The following is a 16174-nucleotide window of genomic DNA, read 5'->3' on the forward strand; positions in this document are numbered from 1 at the left end:
CGCCGGCAGGAGGCGGCGCCAGTCGCCACGCTTGGGTCTCAGGGAGCGAGCACCTCACCAGGATGTCACTGGCGCTACTCGTCGCCCTCCACGCGCATCACGCTGGCCACCGCGCGGACGCTGTCGAGCTCCCGCAGCCCCTCCATCGTCGCCGACAGCGCGGCGTCCGTGGCCCGGTGGGTGACGATGACGAGCTGGGCGTCGTCGCCGTGCCCCTCCTGGCGCACCGTCTGGATGGAGACGTCGTGCTTGGCGAACAGCTCCGCCACCCGCGCCAGCACGCCCGGCTTGTCCGCCACGTCCAGCGCCACGTGGCAGCGCGTGACGGTCTCGCCCATGGGGTGCACCGCGAGCTCGGCGTACGTCGACTCCTCCGGCCCCCGCGTGCCGGCCAGCCGGTTGCGGCCGACGGCCACCAGGTCGCCCAGCACGGCCGAGGCCGTGGGCGCCCCGCCGGCCCCCTTGCCGTAGAACATCAGCTGCCCCGCCGACTCCGCCTCGACGAAGACCGCGTTGTACGCCTCCCGCACCCCGGCCAGCGGATGCGTCCGCGGGATCATCGCCGGGTGCACCCGCACGCCGATCGAGCGGCCGTCGTCGGAGCGGGCGCAGATGGCCAGCAGTTTGATGACGTATCCCATGGCCTTGGCCGAGGCCACGTCGGTGGCGGTGATCTCGGTGATGCCCTCCCGGTGCACCTCGGCGGCCGTGACCCGGCTGTGGAAGGCGATCCCGGCGAGGATGGCGGCCTTGGCCGCGGCGTCGAAGCCCTCGACGTCGGCCGTGGGGTCGACCTCGGCGTAGCCCAGGGTCTGGGCCTCCTCCAGGGCGTCGGTGAAGGAGGCGCCCGTGGAGTCCATCTTGTCGAGGATGTAGTTGGTGGTGCCGTTGACGATGCCCAGCACCCGCTTGACGTGGTCGCCGGCCAGCGACTCGCGCAGGGGGCGCAGCAGCGGGATGGCGCCGGCGACGCTGGCCTCGAAGTAGAGGTCGCCGTTGCCCGCCCTGGCCGCCTCGTGCAGGGTGGCGCCGTCCTCGGCCAGCAGCGCCTTGTTGGCGGTGACCACGGACTTGCCCCTGGACAGGGCCGAGACGATCAGCGAGCGGGCGGGCTCGATGCCGCCGATGACCTCGATCACGATGTCGATGTCGTCGCGGCTGACCAGGCCCTCCGCGTCGGTGGTGAGCAGCGCGGGGTCCACGTCGACGTCGCGCTTGCGGCCGAGGCGGCGGACCGCCACGCCGGCCAGCTCCAGCGGGGCGCCGATGCGCGCGGCCAGGTCGCCGTTCTGCTCGTGGATGAGCCTGATGACCTGCGAGCCGACGACGCCGCAGCCCAGCAAGGCCACTTTCAGCGGTTTCACAGCTGCCCCCTCAAGAGGTCGTCCTCGGTCTCGCCCTGCACGATCACCCGGGCGGCGCCGCCTGAGACGGCCACCACGGCGGGCTTGGGCAGGTAGTTGTAGTTGCTGGCCAGCGAGCGGCAGTAGGCGCCGGTCGCGGCCACGGCGATCAGGTCGCCGGGCGCGAGGTCGGCGGGGAAGTGGCAGTCGCGCACGATGATGTCGCCGCTCTCGCAGTGCTTGCCGACCAGGCGGCTGAGCATGGGCTCGGCGTCACTCTGGCGGCTGACCAGCAGCGTCGTGTATTCGGCGCCGTAGAGCGCGGTGCGCACGTTGTCGCTCATGCCGCCGTCGACGCTGACGTAGGTCCGCAGGCCCTCGACGTCCTTGACGGTGCCGACCTCGTAGAGGGTGATGCCGCCGGTGCCGACGATGGTGCGGCCCGGCTCGACGGTCAGGCGCGGCACGGGCAGGCCCGCGTCCAGGCAGACCTTGGTGACGATCTCGCGCAGCCCGTCGGCCAGCTCCTTGATGTCGGGGGCCTCGTCGCCCTCGACGTAGGCGATGCCGTAGCCGCCGCCGAGGTCCAGCTCGGGCAGCACCACGCCGTGTTCGTCCTTGATCTGCACGAGCAGCGTGGCCAGCCGCCGCGCGGCCACCTCGAACCCGGCGGTGTCGACGATCTGGGAGCCGATGTGCGAGTGCAGCCCGACGAGTTCGAGCTGGGGGAGGGCGAGGATGCGGTGCACGGCCTCGGCGGCCGCCCCGGTGTTGAGCGACAGGCCGAACTTCTGGTCGTCGTGCGCCGTGGCGATGAACTCGTGCGTGTGCGCCTCGACGCCGGTGGTGACCCGGATCATCACCTTGGGGCGAACGCCGTGCTGCTCGGCGAGGTGGCCGAGCCGGGCGATCTCCTCGAAGGAGTCGACCACGATGTGGCCGACCCCGGCCTCCAGCGCCCTGGTCAGCTCGGCGACGGACTTGTTGTTGCCGTGCAGCGTGATGTGCTCGGGCGGGAAGCCGACGCTCAGCGCGACCGCCAGCTCGCCGCCGCTGGCCACGTCGAGGCCCAGGCCCTCGTCCCGCAGCCAGCGGACGATCTCCTTGCACAGGAACGCCTTGCCCGCGTAATGGACGTGCGAGCCGGCGAACGCCGTGGCGTAGTCGCGCATGCGGGAGCGTACGTCGTCCTCGTCGAGGACGTAGAGCGGCGTGCCGTAGTCGCGGGCCAGGTCACGCACGTCCACGCCGCCGACCGTGAGCGCGCCATCGGTCCGGGTCGACGTTCGGGGCCAGATCGCGGGGTTGATCCGGTTGAGGTCGGCGGGCGCCTGCGGTGGGCGCTCGTGGGGCAGCATCTCGGCGTGCCGGTCCCCGGCGGGATGGACGAATCGACTCACCCGATCGAGGCTATCGGAACCGCCACTGCGCCATGACCTACTGCCCACGTATCGAGACGCGATCAAGGTAAATTTTTACGAATTTTTCGTCTTTTTGGCCGTTATGCAGGAGATTTTGCGATTCGTCATATGCGTTCCGGTCCTACCAGCACATTTCCTACCGCCGCCGCCAGGCGCACCCGCGCCGTGTGCACCGGGCCGGGCGGCGCGTCGCCGACCGGGACGGCCGGCGCGTGCTCATGAGCGTCGTGGTAGGCGAGGGCCAGGCGCAGCAGGTACGTCTCCCAGCCCGGATCCCTGCTGGCCAGCCGCCCCGGCAGCTCGGCCAGCACCCGGAGCACCCGCCGGTCGTGCGGGTCGTCGAGCAGCTCGGGCCGGAACCCGGTGTCCGGCACCCCCAGCTCCGCGGCCCACCGCTGGGTGGCGCAGGCCCGCGTGTGTCCGTACCGCACCACGAACCCGGGGTTGTCCCAGGTGCGCGGGAAGTCCGGCCACCCGGGCTCGGGGATGTCCACCGGTTCGAGGGACTCCACGATCTCCCCGGGCACCGCCACGATGATCCGCAGGAAACCGTTGTCCCGCACCTCGACCCCGGCGACTCCGGGCAGCTCACGCACTGGCGCGGCAAGCTCGTCCGGGGGCACCCGCCGCCGCAGGGCCGCCGCCGAGACGTACACCGCCTCCCGCTCCCACGTCCCCTCGGGCGCCGGCGGCTCACTCAGCAGCTCGGCCAGCCGGCGGATCGTCAAGGCGGTGACGTCCCGCGCGCCTCTTCGGCCTGCTCCGGCCGGCGCTCGTCGGCGATGCTCATGACCTCAGCGTAACCGGCCGTACCCCTGCCGGCGTGCCCGCTCCGGCCGCCGGCAGAGCACCTGACGCGGGACGCCGTCAGTTCGGGCGCAGGGCGGACTTCAGACGCCTCAGCAGGGTCCGTTCGTCCGGCGCCGGGGACACCGTCACCGGGGCGGGGATGGTGACCGGTTCGGGCTGGGTCGGGGCGGGCCAGTAGCGGTCCGGCGGTTCGTGGCGTACCCCGTGGGTGGTGGCGATGACGTCGTCCGGGTCGGCGCCCGGGCCGGCGAGCAGGACGGCGCGCCCGAGCGCCGACGTGCGCTCCAGCCGGGCGGTGCGCCCGTCAGGCAGGTCCACGATCAGCACGCCCGTGAGATCCTTCTGCACCGACTCGATCATGCGCTCCAGCGTCGCCCGATGCAGCGGCACATCCACCGGGCCGCGGTAGCGGAACGGGGTCGGCGCGGGCGTCGGGGCGGCCTCGTCGATCAGCCGGATGCGTTCGTCGTGCGCGAACAGGCCACGCATGAGCCGCAGCTCGAAACACGGGTCCGACAGCACCGAGCGGCGCCCCTCCGCCAGCCGCGACCACGGCCCCACCAGCGTCACCACGACGTCCTGCAGCTTGCCGTCCAGCGCCGCCGCCACCGCCTGCCGCACCACGGACTCGGCGGTGTCGGTGACGTCGAGCACGATCTCCACGTACGGCACCAGCCACCGCCGCCCCCGATCCTTGCGCAGGTCCCTGCGCAGAGGGATGCGGTGCGCCAGATACGGCTCGACCGCCCGCACGGCCCGCTCCCTGTCGCGGTGCTGCGCGGGCAGCCCCAGGTGTACGGCCTGCGCGTCCATGTCGGGCACGAACACCACGCCGTGCATCGCCAGCCGGTAGGCGAACTCGGTGTCCTCACCCCGTGCGACGGTCGGGTCGAGACCGCCCACGGCGTGGAAGATCTCCCGGGGGAGGGCGAAGGTCGGCCCGGTGCACACGTGGTAGGGGTTGCGGCTCTTGCGCAGCCCGTCGGTCTTGGCGATCGTCGCCTCGGTGGAGCTCGCCACGGCCTCGTCCAGGTTGAACACCTCTCCCAGGTGCCGCGCCTGTAAAACCTGCCGCGGCGTGACCGGCGGCATCTCGACGAACTTCTTCATCCCGATCGTGACCAGGTAGTCCGTCACGTGGTGCCAGCGGGCCAGGGCCTCGATGTGCTCGCGGCAGGCCACCATGTCGGCGTCGAGCCGCTGGATGATCTCGCCGTCGGCGGCCTTGGCGCCGGTGTTGACGGCGTTGGAGATGCCCCAGCCGTCGCGTACGCGTACGACGCGGGTGTTGACCGGCCTCATCTCGGGCAGCCGGATCGGCGGCTCGCTGCCGTCGTCGACGACGAGGACCTCCATCAGGTGGTCCGGATAGGTCTGCGCCGCCAGCGCCGCCAGTGTCAGGTCCAGCTTGTCCTGCCCGCCGTGCGCGGGTATCACCACGCTCACGGAGAGGGCGGGTGACCAGGCGCCGAGCTGCGGCGCCGCGATCGGTGAATAGTCGTTCTGCCTCAAAGCAGGACGCGCGTCCATCGTCAGTGACCCCCTGCCGAGACTTTATCGGGAGATGCTGAGAATTTCCTGAATAGTGCTCCTGTCCAACGGAAGGATGCGGCCCGTGTCCCACGGACAGGTCCGGCCGATGGACGCGGATCCGCGGCGGTCCGCCGCTCCGCGTACACTCGGTGCCCAACACCGCAGGTAGGGAGTCATCATGAGCAGGTCGTGGCGTGGCCTCATAGAGGAATACCGCGAACGTCTTCCCGTCACGCCGAAGACGCCTGTCATCACGCTGCTCGAGGGCGGCACGCCCCTGGTGCCGGCGCATCGCGTCTCGGCACTGACGGGGTGCGACGTCTACCTGAAGGTCGAGGGCGCCAACCCGACCGGCAGCTTCAAGGACCGCGGCATGACGATGGCCATCAGCAAGGCCGTCGAAGAGGGGGCCAAGGCGGTCATCTGCGCCTCCACCGGCAACACCTCGGCCTCGGCCGCGGCCTACGCCGTTCGCGCAGGGCTGACGTGCGCCGTGCTGGTGCCACGGGGGAAGATCGCCATGGGCAAGCTGGCCCAGGCGCTCGTGCACGGCGCCACGCTGCTGCAGGTCGAGGGGTCGTTCGACGACTGCCTGGAGATGACCCGCAAGCTGTCGTCCAGCTACCCGATCGCGCTGGTCAACTCGGTCAACCCGTTCCGGCTGCAGGGGCAGAAGACGGCCGCCTTCGAGATCGTGGACACGCTGGGCGAGGCTCCGGACATCCACTGCATCCCGGTGGGCAACGCGGGCAACATCTCGGCCTACTGGATGGGCTATCAGGAATACTTCGCCGACGGCGTAGCGACCAAGCGGCCCCGCATGTTCGGGTTCCAGGCCAGCGGCGCGGCGCCCATCGTCGAGGGCGCGCCCGTCGCCCGGCCGCACACCATCGCCACCGCGATCCGGATCGGCAACCCGGCCTCATGGGCGCTGGCCACCGCGGCCCGCGACGAGTCGGGCGGGGTCATCCAGTCGGTGACCGACCGGCAGATCGCGGCGGCGTACAAACTGCTCGCGCAGGAAGAGGGCGTGTTCGTGGAGCTGGCCTCCGCGGCCAGCGTCGCCGGACTGCTGCAGGCGCACGCGCAGGGGATGGTCGAACCCGGGCAGCGCATCGTCTGCACGGTCACGGGCAACGGGCTCAAGGACCCGGACTGGGCCATCTCGGGGGCGCCGGCGCCGGTGGTCATCCCCATCGACGTCCACGCCGCGGCGGCGGCGCTCAACCTCGCCTGATAGGGGTTCCAGTGAGGACCGTTGATATTCGCGTGCCCGCGACCTCCGCGAACCTGGGCCCGGGCTTCGACGCGCTCGGGCTGGCGCTGAGCCTGTACGACGAGGTCCGGGCCACGCTCACCGACGAGCGCGGCGTGCGCGTCACCGTCGAGGGCGAAGGCGAGGGCGAGGTCGATCTCGGCGAAGGGCACCTGGTCATCAGGACGATGCGGGAGACGTTCGACCGCATGGGGGTCCCCCAGCCGGAGGGGATCAACCTGCACTGCCGCAACAGGATCCCGCACGCGCGCGGCCTGGGCTCCTCCTCGGCGGCCGTCTGCGCCGGCATTCTCGCCGCACGGGCCTTGTCCGGAGCCGCGGAGCAAGATTTTTCCGACGACAAGGTGTTCGCGCTGGCCACGGAGATGGAGGGGCATCCGGACAATGTGGCCCCCTGCCTGGCCGGCGGGCTGACCGTGGCCTGGTCGGACCACACTGGGACGCCGCATATGGTGAAGCTAGCTCCCGACGAACGGGTCCGCCCCGTCGCCGTCATTCCATCGACGCGGCTGGCCACGGAGACCGCGCGGGGGCTCTTGCCGAAGGACGTGCCCCACAAGGACGCCTCCTTCAACGCCGGCAGGGCCGCGTTGCTGATAGCCGCGCTGACCCAGCGGCCGGAGCGAGGGTTGTTGCTCGCCGCCACCGAAGATCGGCTCCATCAGCATTACCGCGCGCCTGCGATGCCGCAGAGCGTGGATCTGGTAGAACGTCTCCGTGCAGTGGGCGTGCCCGCGGTCGTTTCGGGAGCGGGTCCCACGGTTCTTGCGTTTTCGACATCGGATACGCAGGATTTGATCGCGCCAGAAGTGGGTAATGACTGGCACATCCAGCAAATGGACGTCGACCCGGTTGGTGCGAACGTTCAGTTTCCCGAGACACGCTGATGCCTCTTTAGACCTTCAGGGAATAGCCGTGTGCGCTGGTGATGTTAGGCTGATAGCCGCACCAGATGCCCCCTTGGTGGGTGCGTGCTTGTCAGCCATACATCGCTGCATCATGCTTCACGTCACAGGCGTGGGCAGCGCGGCTGTCTCCCCGGAATCTGTCGCCTCCGGTTGGCCCACACCCGGTTGGCTCGAAACGAGGCGGCGACGACGGGGACCTGCGCGTTCGAATCATCTCGACATCTGGTTGGCGACAGCAATCTGGGGGGTGTCAGCCACGCGCCACGGCCCATTGGCGGCGTGGACCAGCCCCTCCCCAAGAGTGGCGGCCGTCTCCAGTGACAGCCGAAGATCGCAGAGTGCACCCCGACCCGGTCTGTCCCGCCGGATCGCAAGCACCTCCGGGACGCCGGGCAGAACAAAACCGGCGCCCGACCCCTGGGAAGGACCTTTTAGTTGAGCGACACCACCGAACTCCTCTCCGACGCATCAGGCGCTGAGCCGGCGTCCGGCGACACCCCCACCCGCGCTCCGGCCAAGCCGCGTGCGCGTCGCTCCGGCACCGGCCTGTCCGCCAAGGTGCTGCCCGAGCTGCAGAAGATGGCCGCGGAGCTGGGCATCAGCGGGACCGGGCGCATGCGGAAGAGCCAGCTCATCGCGGCCATCCAGGAGAAGCAGGGTGGCGGTTCCGGAGAAGGCACACCGGCCCCGGCGGCCGTGGCCGAGGCGCCCGCTGCGGCGCCGGAGGCAGCGCCCGTAGCCGAGCGGCCCACCCGTACGCGCAGGGAACGTTCTCGTACCAAGACCATCGAGGAGCCCGCTGCGCAGCCGGCCGCCGCCGAGCCCGTGGCCGCGGCACCTGAGCCCGTCGCCGCCCCGGCAGAGCCGGTCGTGGAGCAGCAGGCCCAGTCCGTCGAGGCCGGCCAGGCCGAGGGACGCGCCGAGCGCGGCGAGAGCCGTCGCGAGCGCCGCAGCCGCGGCGAGCGCCGTGAGCGCGGAGAGCGTGGCGGCGGCGACCGCTCCGGCGGCGACCGCGGTGAGGGCGGTCGTGCGGAGAGCGGCCGTGCCGACCAGCGCGCCACCGACGCGGGCGGCCGTGCCGACCAGCGCAGTGACCCGCGCGGTGACCAGCGCGGTGACCAGCGCAACGACCAGCGCAGTGACCAGCGCAGTGACCCGCGCAACGACCAGCGCAGTGACCCGCGCAACGACCAGCGCGGTGGCGGCGGAGACGAGGACGACCGCGGCGGGCGTGGCCGCCGGGGCCGCTTCAGGGAGCGCAACCGCGGCCGCGGCCGTGACCGCTTCGAGAGCGGCGAGCCCGTCGTCAGCGACGACGACGTGCTCATCCCGATCGCCGGCATCCTCGACATCCTCGACAACTACGCGTTCGTCAGGACCAGCGGCTACCTGCCGGGCAGCAACGACGTCTACGTCTCGCTCGCCCAGATCCGCCGCAACGGCCTGCGCAAGGGCGACGTCATCACCGGCGCCGTCCGGCAGCCCCGTGACGGCGAGCGGCGCGAGAAGTTCAACGCCCTGGTCCGCCTCGACACCGTCAACGGCATGGACCCGGAGCAGGCCCGCAACAGGCCGGACTTCAACAAGCTGACGCCGCTCTACCCGCAGGAGCGCCTGCGCCTCGAGACCGAGCACAACATCCTCACCACGCGGATCATCGATCTCGTCTCGCCGATCGGCAAGGGCCAGCGCGGCCTCATCGTCTCGCCGCCCAAGGCCGGTAAGACGATGGTGCTGCAGTCCATCGCCAACGCGATCACCCGCAACAACCCCGAGTGCCACCTGATGGTCGTGCTCGTGGACGAGCGGCCTGAAGAGGTCACCGACATGCAGCGGTCGGTCAAGGGAGAGGTCATCCACTCGACCTTCGACCGTCCCGCCGAGGACCACACCACGGTCGCCGAGCTCGCCATCGAGCGGGCCAAGCGCCTGGTGGAGCTGGGCCACGACGTGGTCGTCCTGCTCGACTCGATCACCCGCCTCGGCCGCGCCTACAACCTGGCGGCCCCGGCGTCCGGCCGCATCCTGTCGGGTGGTGTCGACTCCACGGCGCTCTACCCGCCCAAGCGATTCTTCGGCGCCGCCCGCAACATCGAAAACGGCGGCTCGCTGACGATCCTCGCCACGGCCCTGGTCGAGACCGGGTCCAAGATGGACGAGGTCATCTTCGAGGAGTTCAAGGGCACCGGCAACATGGAGCTCAAGCTCAACCGGTCCCTGGCCGACAAGCGGATCTTCCCTGCGGTGGACGTCGACGCGTCCGGCACCCGTAAGGAAGAGATCCTCATGGCCAGGGATGAGCTCCAGATCGTCTGGAAGCTGCGCCGCGTGCTCCACGCGCTGGACATGCAGCAGGCGCTCGAGCTGCTCCTGGAGAAGATGAAGGAGACCAAGTCCAACGCGGAGTTCCTCCTGCAGGTCCAGAAGACCACGGTGAGCAACGACCGCGACTAGCGGCTTCACGGAAAAGGGCGGCAGGGTTTCTCCCCTGCCGCCCCTTTTTTCGTCATGCTTACTTGACGTCCACGAACTCCTGCGGCGACAGCGAGCTGCGCGTCTTGCTCGTGCCGGGCACCTTGACCCGGAAATAGCCGTCCTTGCGCGCCTTGAACGACTTGGCGTACTTGCCGGTCGAGGTCGCCTTGGCGAAGCCCACGAGCTTGTACGTCTTGGTGCCCTTCGCCTTGAAGTACACCTCGACGGTCTTGCCCTTGTACGCCTTGGAGCCCCGGTAGACCTTGCCGTAGACCTTGAACGTCTTGCCCTTGATCACCTTGTTCGGCGCCGCGATCGTGACCCTGGACTTGGCCTTCTTCGACGCGCCGCCCTCGGCCGCCAGCACCTCGAACGCCGCCTCGCCCTTGAGCGTCTGGCCGCCCTTGTGGGCGTACACCTCAAGGGTCCAGCCGCCCGCGGGGGTGTCGTCACTGAAGTACGTGCTGCCGCGGTAGTAGCCGTCCGACTCCTTGGCCAGCTCGCCGAGATCGTAGAACTCGCCGCCGGCGTCGCTGACGAGCTTGGCGGTCACCTTGCTCGCGTCCTTGACCGACGCCTCGACCGAGACCTTGACGTCCTGGCCCGTGACGAGCTGTACGGGATCCGGGGTGACCTGCGCGCCGCTGATGCCCTGCTTGCCCGAGACCTGCACCACGAAGGGCGTGGTGTTGGTTCCGGTGTCGCGGGCGACGACGACGCTCAGCTTCCAGTCGCCGGCCGGGTCGTCCTTGGTGATCGGCCACTTACCGGTGATCGTCTGCGTCGTGGCCGTGCTGCCCGCCTTGAAGTCGAACGTCACCGTCTTCGCCGTCTTGCCGGGCGGCTCGATGGTGCCCGTGACGCCGGTGACCTTGTCGGGCTCCTTGAGCGTGAGCGTCACGGTCCCTTCGACGTCGCTCTGGATCGGGATGAACGCGCTGGCGGAGGCGCCCCCCGTGAAGTCGTCCGCCAGCGTCGACGCGTACTGCGCGGCGAGGGCGCCGGTGGCGGTCAGGCCGGTGCCTCCGAGGATAACGGCGGCCCCCGTGGCGGTCGCCAGCAGCAACCGCACCCTTCTCTTCATCCGTGGACATCCTTAGGAGAGTGGTGGATGGTGCCAATGGAGCCTAATGTGACATTGGTCGCCTTGCTGTAAAGATCGTGGGAATGTCCGATGGCCTGGGATGGTTGGACGATCTGGCACACTGGTAGCTGACCATTTAGCGGTTCCGGTTCACGCCATGTGCGAAGGCGACCCGGCGCCGCACCCCGAAAGGACACCAATGAAGGCCGATATCCACCCCGACTACGTCGTGACGCAGGTGAGCTGCTCCTGCGGCAACACGTTCACCACTCGTAGCACCGCGAAGAACGGCGTGATCCACGCCGACGTGTGCTCCGCCTGCCACCCGTTCTACACGGGCAAGCAGAAGATCCTGGACACGGGCGGCCGGGTGGCTCGCTTCGAGAAGCGTTTCGGCAAGAAGGCCTCGGGCAAGTAGCTTCACTCACGCCGGCCCGGATGCACACGCGTGCGCCGGGTCGGCGTTGTGGTGAAAATGGCCGCATCCAAGACAGAAGGACCCACGGTGAACCTCGACGAGTTGCTCAAGGAGTATTCCGAGCTGGAGGTGCAGCTCGCCGACCCCGCCGTGCACGCCGACCAGAACAAGGCCCGAACCCTCGGCAGGCGCTACTCGCAGCTCACTCCGGTCATCACCACCTACCGCGAGCTGGAGTCCGTACGCCAGGACCTGACCGCCGCCAAGGAGCTGGCGACCGAGGACGAGACGTTCGCGGCCGAGGCCATCGAGCTCGAAGGGCGCATTCCCCAACTGGAGGAGCGGCTCAAGCACCTGCTCATCCCGCGCGATCCCAACGATGACAAGGACATCATCATGGAGATCAAAGCGGGCGAGGGCGGTGAGGAGTCCGCGCTGTTCGCCGGCGACCTGCTGCGGATGTATCTGCGCTACGCCGAGCGGCTCGGCTGGAAGACTGAGGTCATCGACAGCCAGCCCTCCGACCTCGGCGGTTACAAGGACGTCACGGTCGGCATCAAGGCCAAGGGCGACGAGGGCGTGTGGTCCAGGCTCAAATACGAAGGCGGCGTGCACCGCGTGCAGCGCGTGCCCGTCACCGAGTCGCAGGGCCGCATCCACACCAGCGCCGCCGGCGTTCTCGTCTACCCGGAGGCCGAGGAGGTCGACGTCCAGATCGACCCCAACGACCTGCGCATCGACGTCTACCGCTCCAGCGGTCCCGGTGGCCAGAGCGTCAACACCACCGACTCCGCGGTGCGCATCACCCACGTGCCCACCGGCGTGGTCGTCTCCTGCCAGAACGAGAAGAGCCAGCTGCAGAACAAAGAGTCGGCGCTGCGCATCCTGCGTGCCCGCCTGCTGGTGATCGCGCAGGAGGAGGCCGACGCCGCCGCCCAGGCGGAGCGCAAGTCCCAGGTGCGCACGGTCGACAGGTCCGAGCGCGTCCGCACGTACAACTTCCCGGAAAACCGCATTTCCGACCACCGCGTCGGCTTCAAGGCGTATAACCTCGACCAGGTTCTCGACGGCGAGCTCAACGCCGTCACCCAGGCCCTCATCGATGCCGAGATGGCGGAGAAGCTCGCACAACACTCATGACATTTCTGCTGGACGAGATCGCTCTCGCCACCGCCCGGCTGGCCGAGGCAGGTGTGCCTTCGCCGCGCACAGACGCGGAGGAGATCGCGGCCTTCGTCCACGCCGTGCGCAGGAGCGAACTCCACACGGTCAAGGACGGCGACTTCGACGCACTGTTCTGGGAGGGCGTCGCCAGGCGCGCGGCCCGCGAGCCGCTGCAGCACATCACCGGCCACGCCTACTTCCGCTACCTGGAGCTCGCGGTCGGCCCCGGCGTGTTCGTGCCGCGGCCGGAGACCGAAGTGGTGGCCGGCTGGGCCATCGAGACGCTGCGCGAGATGGACGTGACCGCGCCGCTCGTGGTCGACCTCGGCACCGGCTCCGGCGCGATCGCGTTGTCGATCGCCCAGGAGGTGGCGCTGGCCGAGGTGCACGCCGTGGAGGTCGATCCGGAGGCGTACACCTGGGCCAAGCGCAACATCTCCGAGCTCGGCCAGGGCCGCACCCACCTGCACCCCGAGGATCTCGCGGAGGCGCTGCCCGAGCTCAACGGCAAGGTGGACCTGGTCATCTCCAACCCGCCCTACATCCCGCCCGGCGCGATCCCGCGCGACCCCGAGGTGCGCGACTACGACCCCACGAGAGCGCTCTACGGCTCCGGCGACGACGGGCTCGGCGAGGTGCGCGCGGTGGAGCGTACGGCTCGCCGCCTGCTGCGCCCCGGCGGCTGGGTCGCCGTGGAGCATGCCGACGAGCAGGGCCGGGCGGTCTACCTCACGTTCCCCGAGGACAACGGCTGGCGGGACGTGCGACTGCGCCAGGACCTCACCAGAAGAGACCGCTTCGTCACCGCCCGGTTGGGCCAGGACTAGGATGCAGGCCGTGGGAAGACGTTTTGACTGCTCCGACCTCGAACAGCGGGCCGAGGGCCTGACCGAGGCCGCCGCCGCCGTGCGCCGCGGCGAGCTCGTCGTGCTGCCGACCGACACCGTCTACGGCATCGGCGCCGACGCCTTCACGCCGTCGGCGGTCACCGCGTTGCTCGACGCCAAGGGACGCGGCCGCGACATGCCGCCGCCTGTGCTCGTCGGCACCGTAAGAGCCGCCACAGCGCTCATAGACGACATGGGGCCGTACGGCCAGGACCTGATAGACGCCTTCTGGCCTGGGCCGCTCACCATCGTCTGCAAGGCCAACAGGGCCCTTTCCTGGGACCTGGGGGACACCAAGGGGACGGTGGCCGTACGCATGCCGCTCCACCCCGTCGCGCTCGACCTGCTCAAGGAGACCGGCCCGATGGCCGTCTCCAGTGCCAACCGCTCCGGCGCCCCGGCCGCCACCACGGCGGAGGAGGCCGAGGAGCAGCTCGGCGACTCGATCGCGGTCTACCTCGACGGTGGCAAGACCACCGACAACACGCCCTCCACCATCCTGGACCTGACCACGGCCGTGCCCAGGCTGCTGCGGCGCGGGGCGATCCCGGTGGAGAAGCTGCGCGGCATCATCGGCTACGTCGCCACCGAAGACTGAGCGACGTATACCGTCTGCTTATCCCGGCTGCGATCGCGCTCCGGCCAAGATTACGGTGAGGCCCGGAGCGGCGATACGTCCGGGAGTAGCCCATGGGCAAGTTCGACGGCATGGATCCCAAGCTGGTCCGCGACCTGCTGGCCGAGGTGAAACAGGCGGCCACGCGGATGCGTACGGTCGAGGACCAGGTCAGGCTTGCCATGAGCCGAGCCGGGCTGTCCACCCGCACCACCCACCGCCCCGTCCAGGTCGCCGACGCGGCCGACGAGATGGTCAAGGACGTCAACGTCCGGCTCGGGACGCTGGAGAAACGCGTCGACCAACCGCGGGGTGACGTTCCCGGGACTGGGGCGGAGGCCACCCCGAAGAACGACGACGCCAAGACCGGCGCGGAAGCCAAGACGGGCGACGAGGCGAAAAAGGACCCCGACGGCAAGACGGGTTCCGAGGGCAAGACGGACGCGGACGGCAAGACCGGCGCGGACGGCAAGACCGGAGCTGAGGGGAAGCCCGACGCTGACGGGAAACCCGACGCTGACGGCAAGCCCGACGCTGACGGGAAGACGGACGCTGACGGGAAGACGGACGGGGACCGGAAGACTGACACTGACGGGAACGGCGTAACCGGCGGGAAGACCGATTCCGACGGGAAGACCTGTGATGACGCCAAGGATGACGGGACCGGCAAGGACACGGGGACAGGCCCGGACACCGGCGCCGATGGGAAGACCGGAGATCAGCCCGTCGAGGAGCCCAAGGACGACGACCTGGACAGCAGGCGCGAGCGGGGAGCCGAGCCGGGCGGTGACGCAGCCGGGACGCCGGCCGGGGACCAGCGGGAAGGCACCGATGTCACCAAGCCGCAGGTCGTGGTGGTCGACGGGGTCAAGGTCCTGCAGGTGCCCCTCGACCCGCCCAGGGCCGAGCAACTGGAAAGCCTGCTGGAGAACGCCGACGACGTGGCGCCGGCCAAGATGCCGCAAGTCCCCGCCGATCCCACCGCCGCCTCGAACGTCAACGCCTGGGCCAACAGCGGCGCCTCGATAGGCATCGCCCCCATCGGGGACACGCCCTCGACTCCAGGGACCGATGACGCCTGCGACTCAAGAACGACCCCAGCGCCGGGTGGCACCGCTCCAACGCCCGGGGGCACCGACCGGACGCCCGGTGGCACGCCCTCAACGCCGGGTGGCACCGACCAGGCACCCGGTGGCTCAGCCCCAGCGCCAGGCGGCACCGAGCAAACGCCCGGTGGCACGCCCCCAGCTCCCGGGGGCGCCGATCAGACTCCGGGTGGCACGGCCCCAACGCCGGGTGGCACCGAGCAAACGCCCGGTGGCACGCCCCCAGCTCCCAGGGGTGCCGATCAGACTCCGGGTGGCACGGCCCCAACGCCGGGCGGCACCGACCAAACGCCCGGAGCCGAAGGCAGGACGCCTGGTGGTGCGGATGCCGCACCCGGTGGCACCCCGTCGGACGGCGACGGCGGCGTGGCGATCCCGCCCACGGCGCCGGCGGGTGAAAGCGGCGCCGGCACGGGAGCCCCCGCGCCGGGAACCGGCGCCACCGCAGACGCCCCCGTCACCGGCAGAGCGGACACATACGGCGCCGCGACAGGGGGCAACGCGACGGCCGGCGACGGCAGTGACGTGGTCTCCGTGAACCTGCCGCCCATCGACCCCGAAGCGCTCCAGACCCTCATCGAAAACGTCCGCGACATCCAGCCACAGGAGATGCCCTCCGTGGAGGTCCCGCCCGGTGAGTACGGCAAGGGGGCGCTCCAGGACATCCGCCCGGACGGCCAGTCAGGCGAGATCGACCCCGGCACGCCGGAAAGGAGCGCGTGATGTACGTCGACCCACCGGCGCCCAAACCCATGGAACCCGGCGAGCGCCCGCCGCAGACCACCGCAGGAGCCCTGGAGAACACGCCGAGGGCCTGGGAGTTCAACCCCGACTACCAGCGCCTCGTCGTGGCCTGGAACACCGTCATGCCCCATCTGGAGACCCTCAGAACGGCACTCGACAAGGCCTACAGCCTCGCCAGGAGCCCGCAGACGTGGGATGCCCCCGTGGGGGAGCGCTACGTCCAGGACATCCGCGAATGGCGCACCAGGCTGGCCGTCTATCGCCAATCCGTGCTGACCGCGATCAGCGACGAGGCGGCGGACACGCCGCGCTGGATACCGACCACGGCGAACGCGCCGCACGCCTTCCAGTAGGGTCGCCCACCGACCTATGGGAGAACCGGACACTAG

General features: G+C 70.1%; 14 protein-coding genes. 9 read left to right on the plus strand and 5 right to left on the minus strand.

The window, feature by feature from the left end; genetic code table 11:
• Nucleotides 1-74 precede the first annotated feature (74 nt).
• The 4 genes from ACTMTI_RS10385 to ACTMTI_RS10400 form a co-directional block, all read right to left on the minus strand.
• On the minus strand, nucleotides 75-1364 hold the full coding sequence (locus ACTMTI_RS10385) for a homoserine dehydrogenase (protein ID WP_441119908.1): 1290 nt from the start codon (nucleotides 1362-1364) through the stop codon (nucleotides 75-77).
• Nucleotides 1361-2743 carry a diaminopimelate decarboxylase gene (lysA, locus tag ACTMTI_RS10390; RefSeq protein ID WP_441119909.1) on the minus strand — a complete coding sequence of 461 codons (1383 nt, stop codon included), beginning with the start codon at nucleotides 2741-2743 and terminating at the stop codon, nucleotides 1361-1363. Before lysA ends, ACTMTI_RS10385 begins: the two co-directional genes overlap by 4 nt.
• Nucleotides 2744-2868: 125 nt before the next feature.
• On the minus strand, nucleotides 2869-3492 hold the full coding sequence (locus ACTMTI_RS10395; RefSeq protein ID WP_441119911.1) for an anticodon-binding protein: 624 nt from the start codon (nucleotides 3490-3492) through the stop codon (nucleotides 2869-2871).
• Nucleotides 3493-3631: 139 nt separating this feature from the next.
• The gene (locus tag ACTMTI_RS10400) at nucleotides 3632-5104 is read right to left on the minus strand and encodes a glycosyltransferase (RefSeq protein WP_441119913.1); all 1473 of its coding nucleotides are present in this window, start codon (nucleotides 5102-5104) and stop codon (nucleotides 3632-3634) included.
• Nucleotides 5105-5285: 181 nt separating this feature from the next.
• On the opposite strand from ACTMTI_RS10400, the gene thrC reads away from it, so the two are divergent.
• From thrC to rho, 3 genes are all read left to right on the plus strand, one after another.
• The gene (thrC, locus tag ACTMTI_RS10405) at nucleotides 5286-6344 is read left to right on the plus strand and encodes a threonine synthase (RefSeq protein ID WP_441119915.1); all 1059 of its coding nucleotides are present in this window, start codon (nucleotides 5286-5288) and stop codon (nucleotides 6342-6344) included.
• An 11-nt stretch (nucleotides 6345-6355) separates the two neighbouring features.
• Entirely contained in the window at nucleotides 6356-7270 is a 915-nt protein-coding gene (thrB, locus tag ACTMTI_RS10410) for a homoserine kinase (RefSeq protein WP_441119916.1), read from the plus strand.
• Between the two features lie 456 nt (nucleotides 7271-7726).
• On the plus strand, nucleotides 7727-9745 hold the full coding sequence (gene rho, locus ACTMTI_RS10415) for a transcription termination factor Rho (protein ID WP_441119918.1): 2019 nt from the start codon (nucleotides 7727-7729) through the stop codon (nucleotides 9743-9745).
• A gap of 58 nt (nucleotides 9746-9803) precedes the next feature.
• Here the strand turns inward: rho and ACTMTI_RS10420 are convergent, their stop codons facing one another.
• Complete coding sequence (locus tag ACTMTI_RS10420) at nucleotides 9804-10850, minus strand: hypothetical protein (protein ID WP_441119920.1); 1047 nt, start codon at nucleotides 10848-10850, stop codon at nucleotides 9804-9806.
• Nucleotides 10851-11049: 199 nt separating this feature from the next.
• Here ACTMTI_RS10420 and rpmE point away from each other — a divergent pair, with 199 nt between their 5' ends.
• The 6 genes from rpmE to ACTMTI_RS10450 all read left to right on the plus strand — a co-directional run bounded on the left by rpmE (nucleotide 11050) and on the right by ACTMTI_RS10450 (nucleotide 16138).
• On the plus strand, nucleotides 11050-11268 hold the full coding sequence (rpmE, locus tag ACTMTI_RS10425) for a 50S ribosomal protein L31 (protein ID WP_441119922.1): 219 nt from the start codon (nucleotides 11050-11052) through the stop codon (nucleotides 11266-11268).
• 87 nt (nucleotides 11269-11355) lie between these two features.
• Entirely contained in the window at nucleotides 11356-12408 is a 1053-nt protein-coding gene (gene prfA / locus ACTMTI_RS10430; protein ID WP_441119923.1) for a peptide chain release factor 1, read from the plus strand.
• Nucleotides 12405-13259 carry a peptide chain release factor N(5)-glutamine methyltransferase gene (prmC, locus tag ACTMTI_RS10435; RefSeq protein ID WP_441119925.1) on the plus strand — a complete coding sequence of 285 codons (855 nt, stop codon included), beginning with the start codon at nucleotides 12405-12407 and terminating at the stop codon, nucleotides 13257-13259. The genes prfA and prmC overlap by 4 nt, the downstream gene beginning before the upstream one ends.
• A 1-nt stretch (nucleotide 13260) precedes the next feature.
• Complete coding sequence (locus ACTMTI_RS10440) at nucleotides 13261-13917, plus strand: L-threonylcarbamoyladenylate synthase (RefSeq protein ID WP_441119927.1); 657 nt, start codon at nucleotides 13261-13263, stop codon at nucleotides 13915-13917.
• A 92-nt stretch (nucleotides 13918-14009) separates the two neighbouring features.
• A complete protein-coding gene (locus ACTMTI_RS10445; RefSeq protein WP_441119929.1) occupies nucleotides 14010-15764 on the plus strand; it encodes a hypothetical protein in 1755 nt (584 codons plus the stop codon).
• On the plus strand, nucleotides 15764-16138 hold the full coding sequence (locus ACTMTI_RS10450; protein WP_441119930.1) for a hypothetical protein: 375 nt from the start codon (nucleotides 15764-15766) through the stop codon (nucleotides 16136-16138). The genes ACTMTI_RS10445 and ACTMTI_RS10450 overlap by 1 nt, the downstream gene beginning before the upstream one ends.
• The last annotated feature ends 36 nt before the right edge of the window (nucleotides 16139-16174 follow it).

It is taken from the genome of Nonomuraea sp. H19, assembly GCF_052068215.1.
Classification (GTDB): domain Bacteria; phylum Actinomycetota; class Actinomycetes; order Streptosporangiales; family Streptosporangiaceae; genus Nonomuraea.

Bases quoted from the DNA above. Each gene is read 5' to 3' on its own strand.
- ACTMTI_RS10400 (WP_441119913.1), bottom strand. From the start codon at position 5,104: ATGGACGCGCGTCCTGCTTTGAGGCAGAACGACTATTCACCGATCGCG.
- thrC (WP_441119915.1), top strand. From the start codon at position 5,286: ATGAGCAGGTCGTGGCGTGGCCTCATAGAGGAATACCGCGAACGTCTT.
- ACTMTI_RS10420 (WP_441119920.1), bottom strand. From the start codon at position 10,850: ATGAAGAGAAGGGTGCGGTTGCTGCTGGCGACCGCCACGGGGGCCGCC.
- rpmE (WP_441119922.1), top strand. From the start codon at position 11,050: ATGAAGGCCGATATCCACCCCGACTACGTCGTGACGCAGGTGAGCTGC.
- prmC (WP_441119925.1), top strand. From the start codon at position 12,405: ATGACATTTCTGCTGGACGAGATCGCTCTCGCCACCGCCCGGCTGGCC.
- ACTMTI_RS10440 (WP_441119927.1), top strand. From the start codon at position 13,261: ATGCAGGCCGTGGGAAGACGTTTTGACTGCTCCGACCTCGAACAGCGG.
- ACTMTI_RS10445 (WP_441119929.1), top strand. From the start codon at position 14,010: ATGGGCAAGTTCGACGGCATGGATCCCAAGCTGGTCCGCGACCTGCTG.
- ACTMTI_RS10450 (WP_441119930.1), top strand. From the start codon at position 15,764: ATGTACGTCGACCCACCGGCGCCCAAACCCATGGAACCCGGCGAGCGC.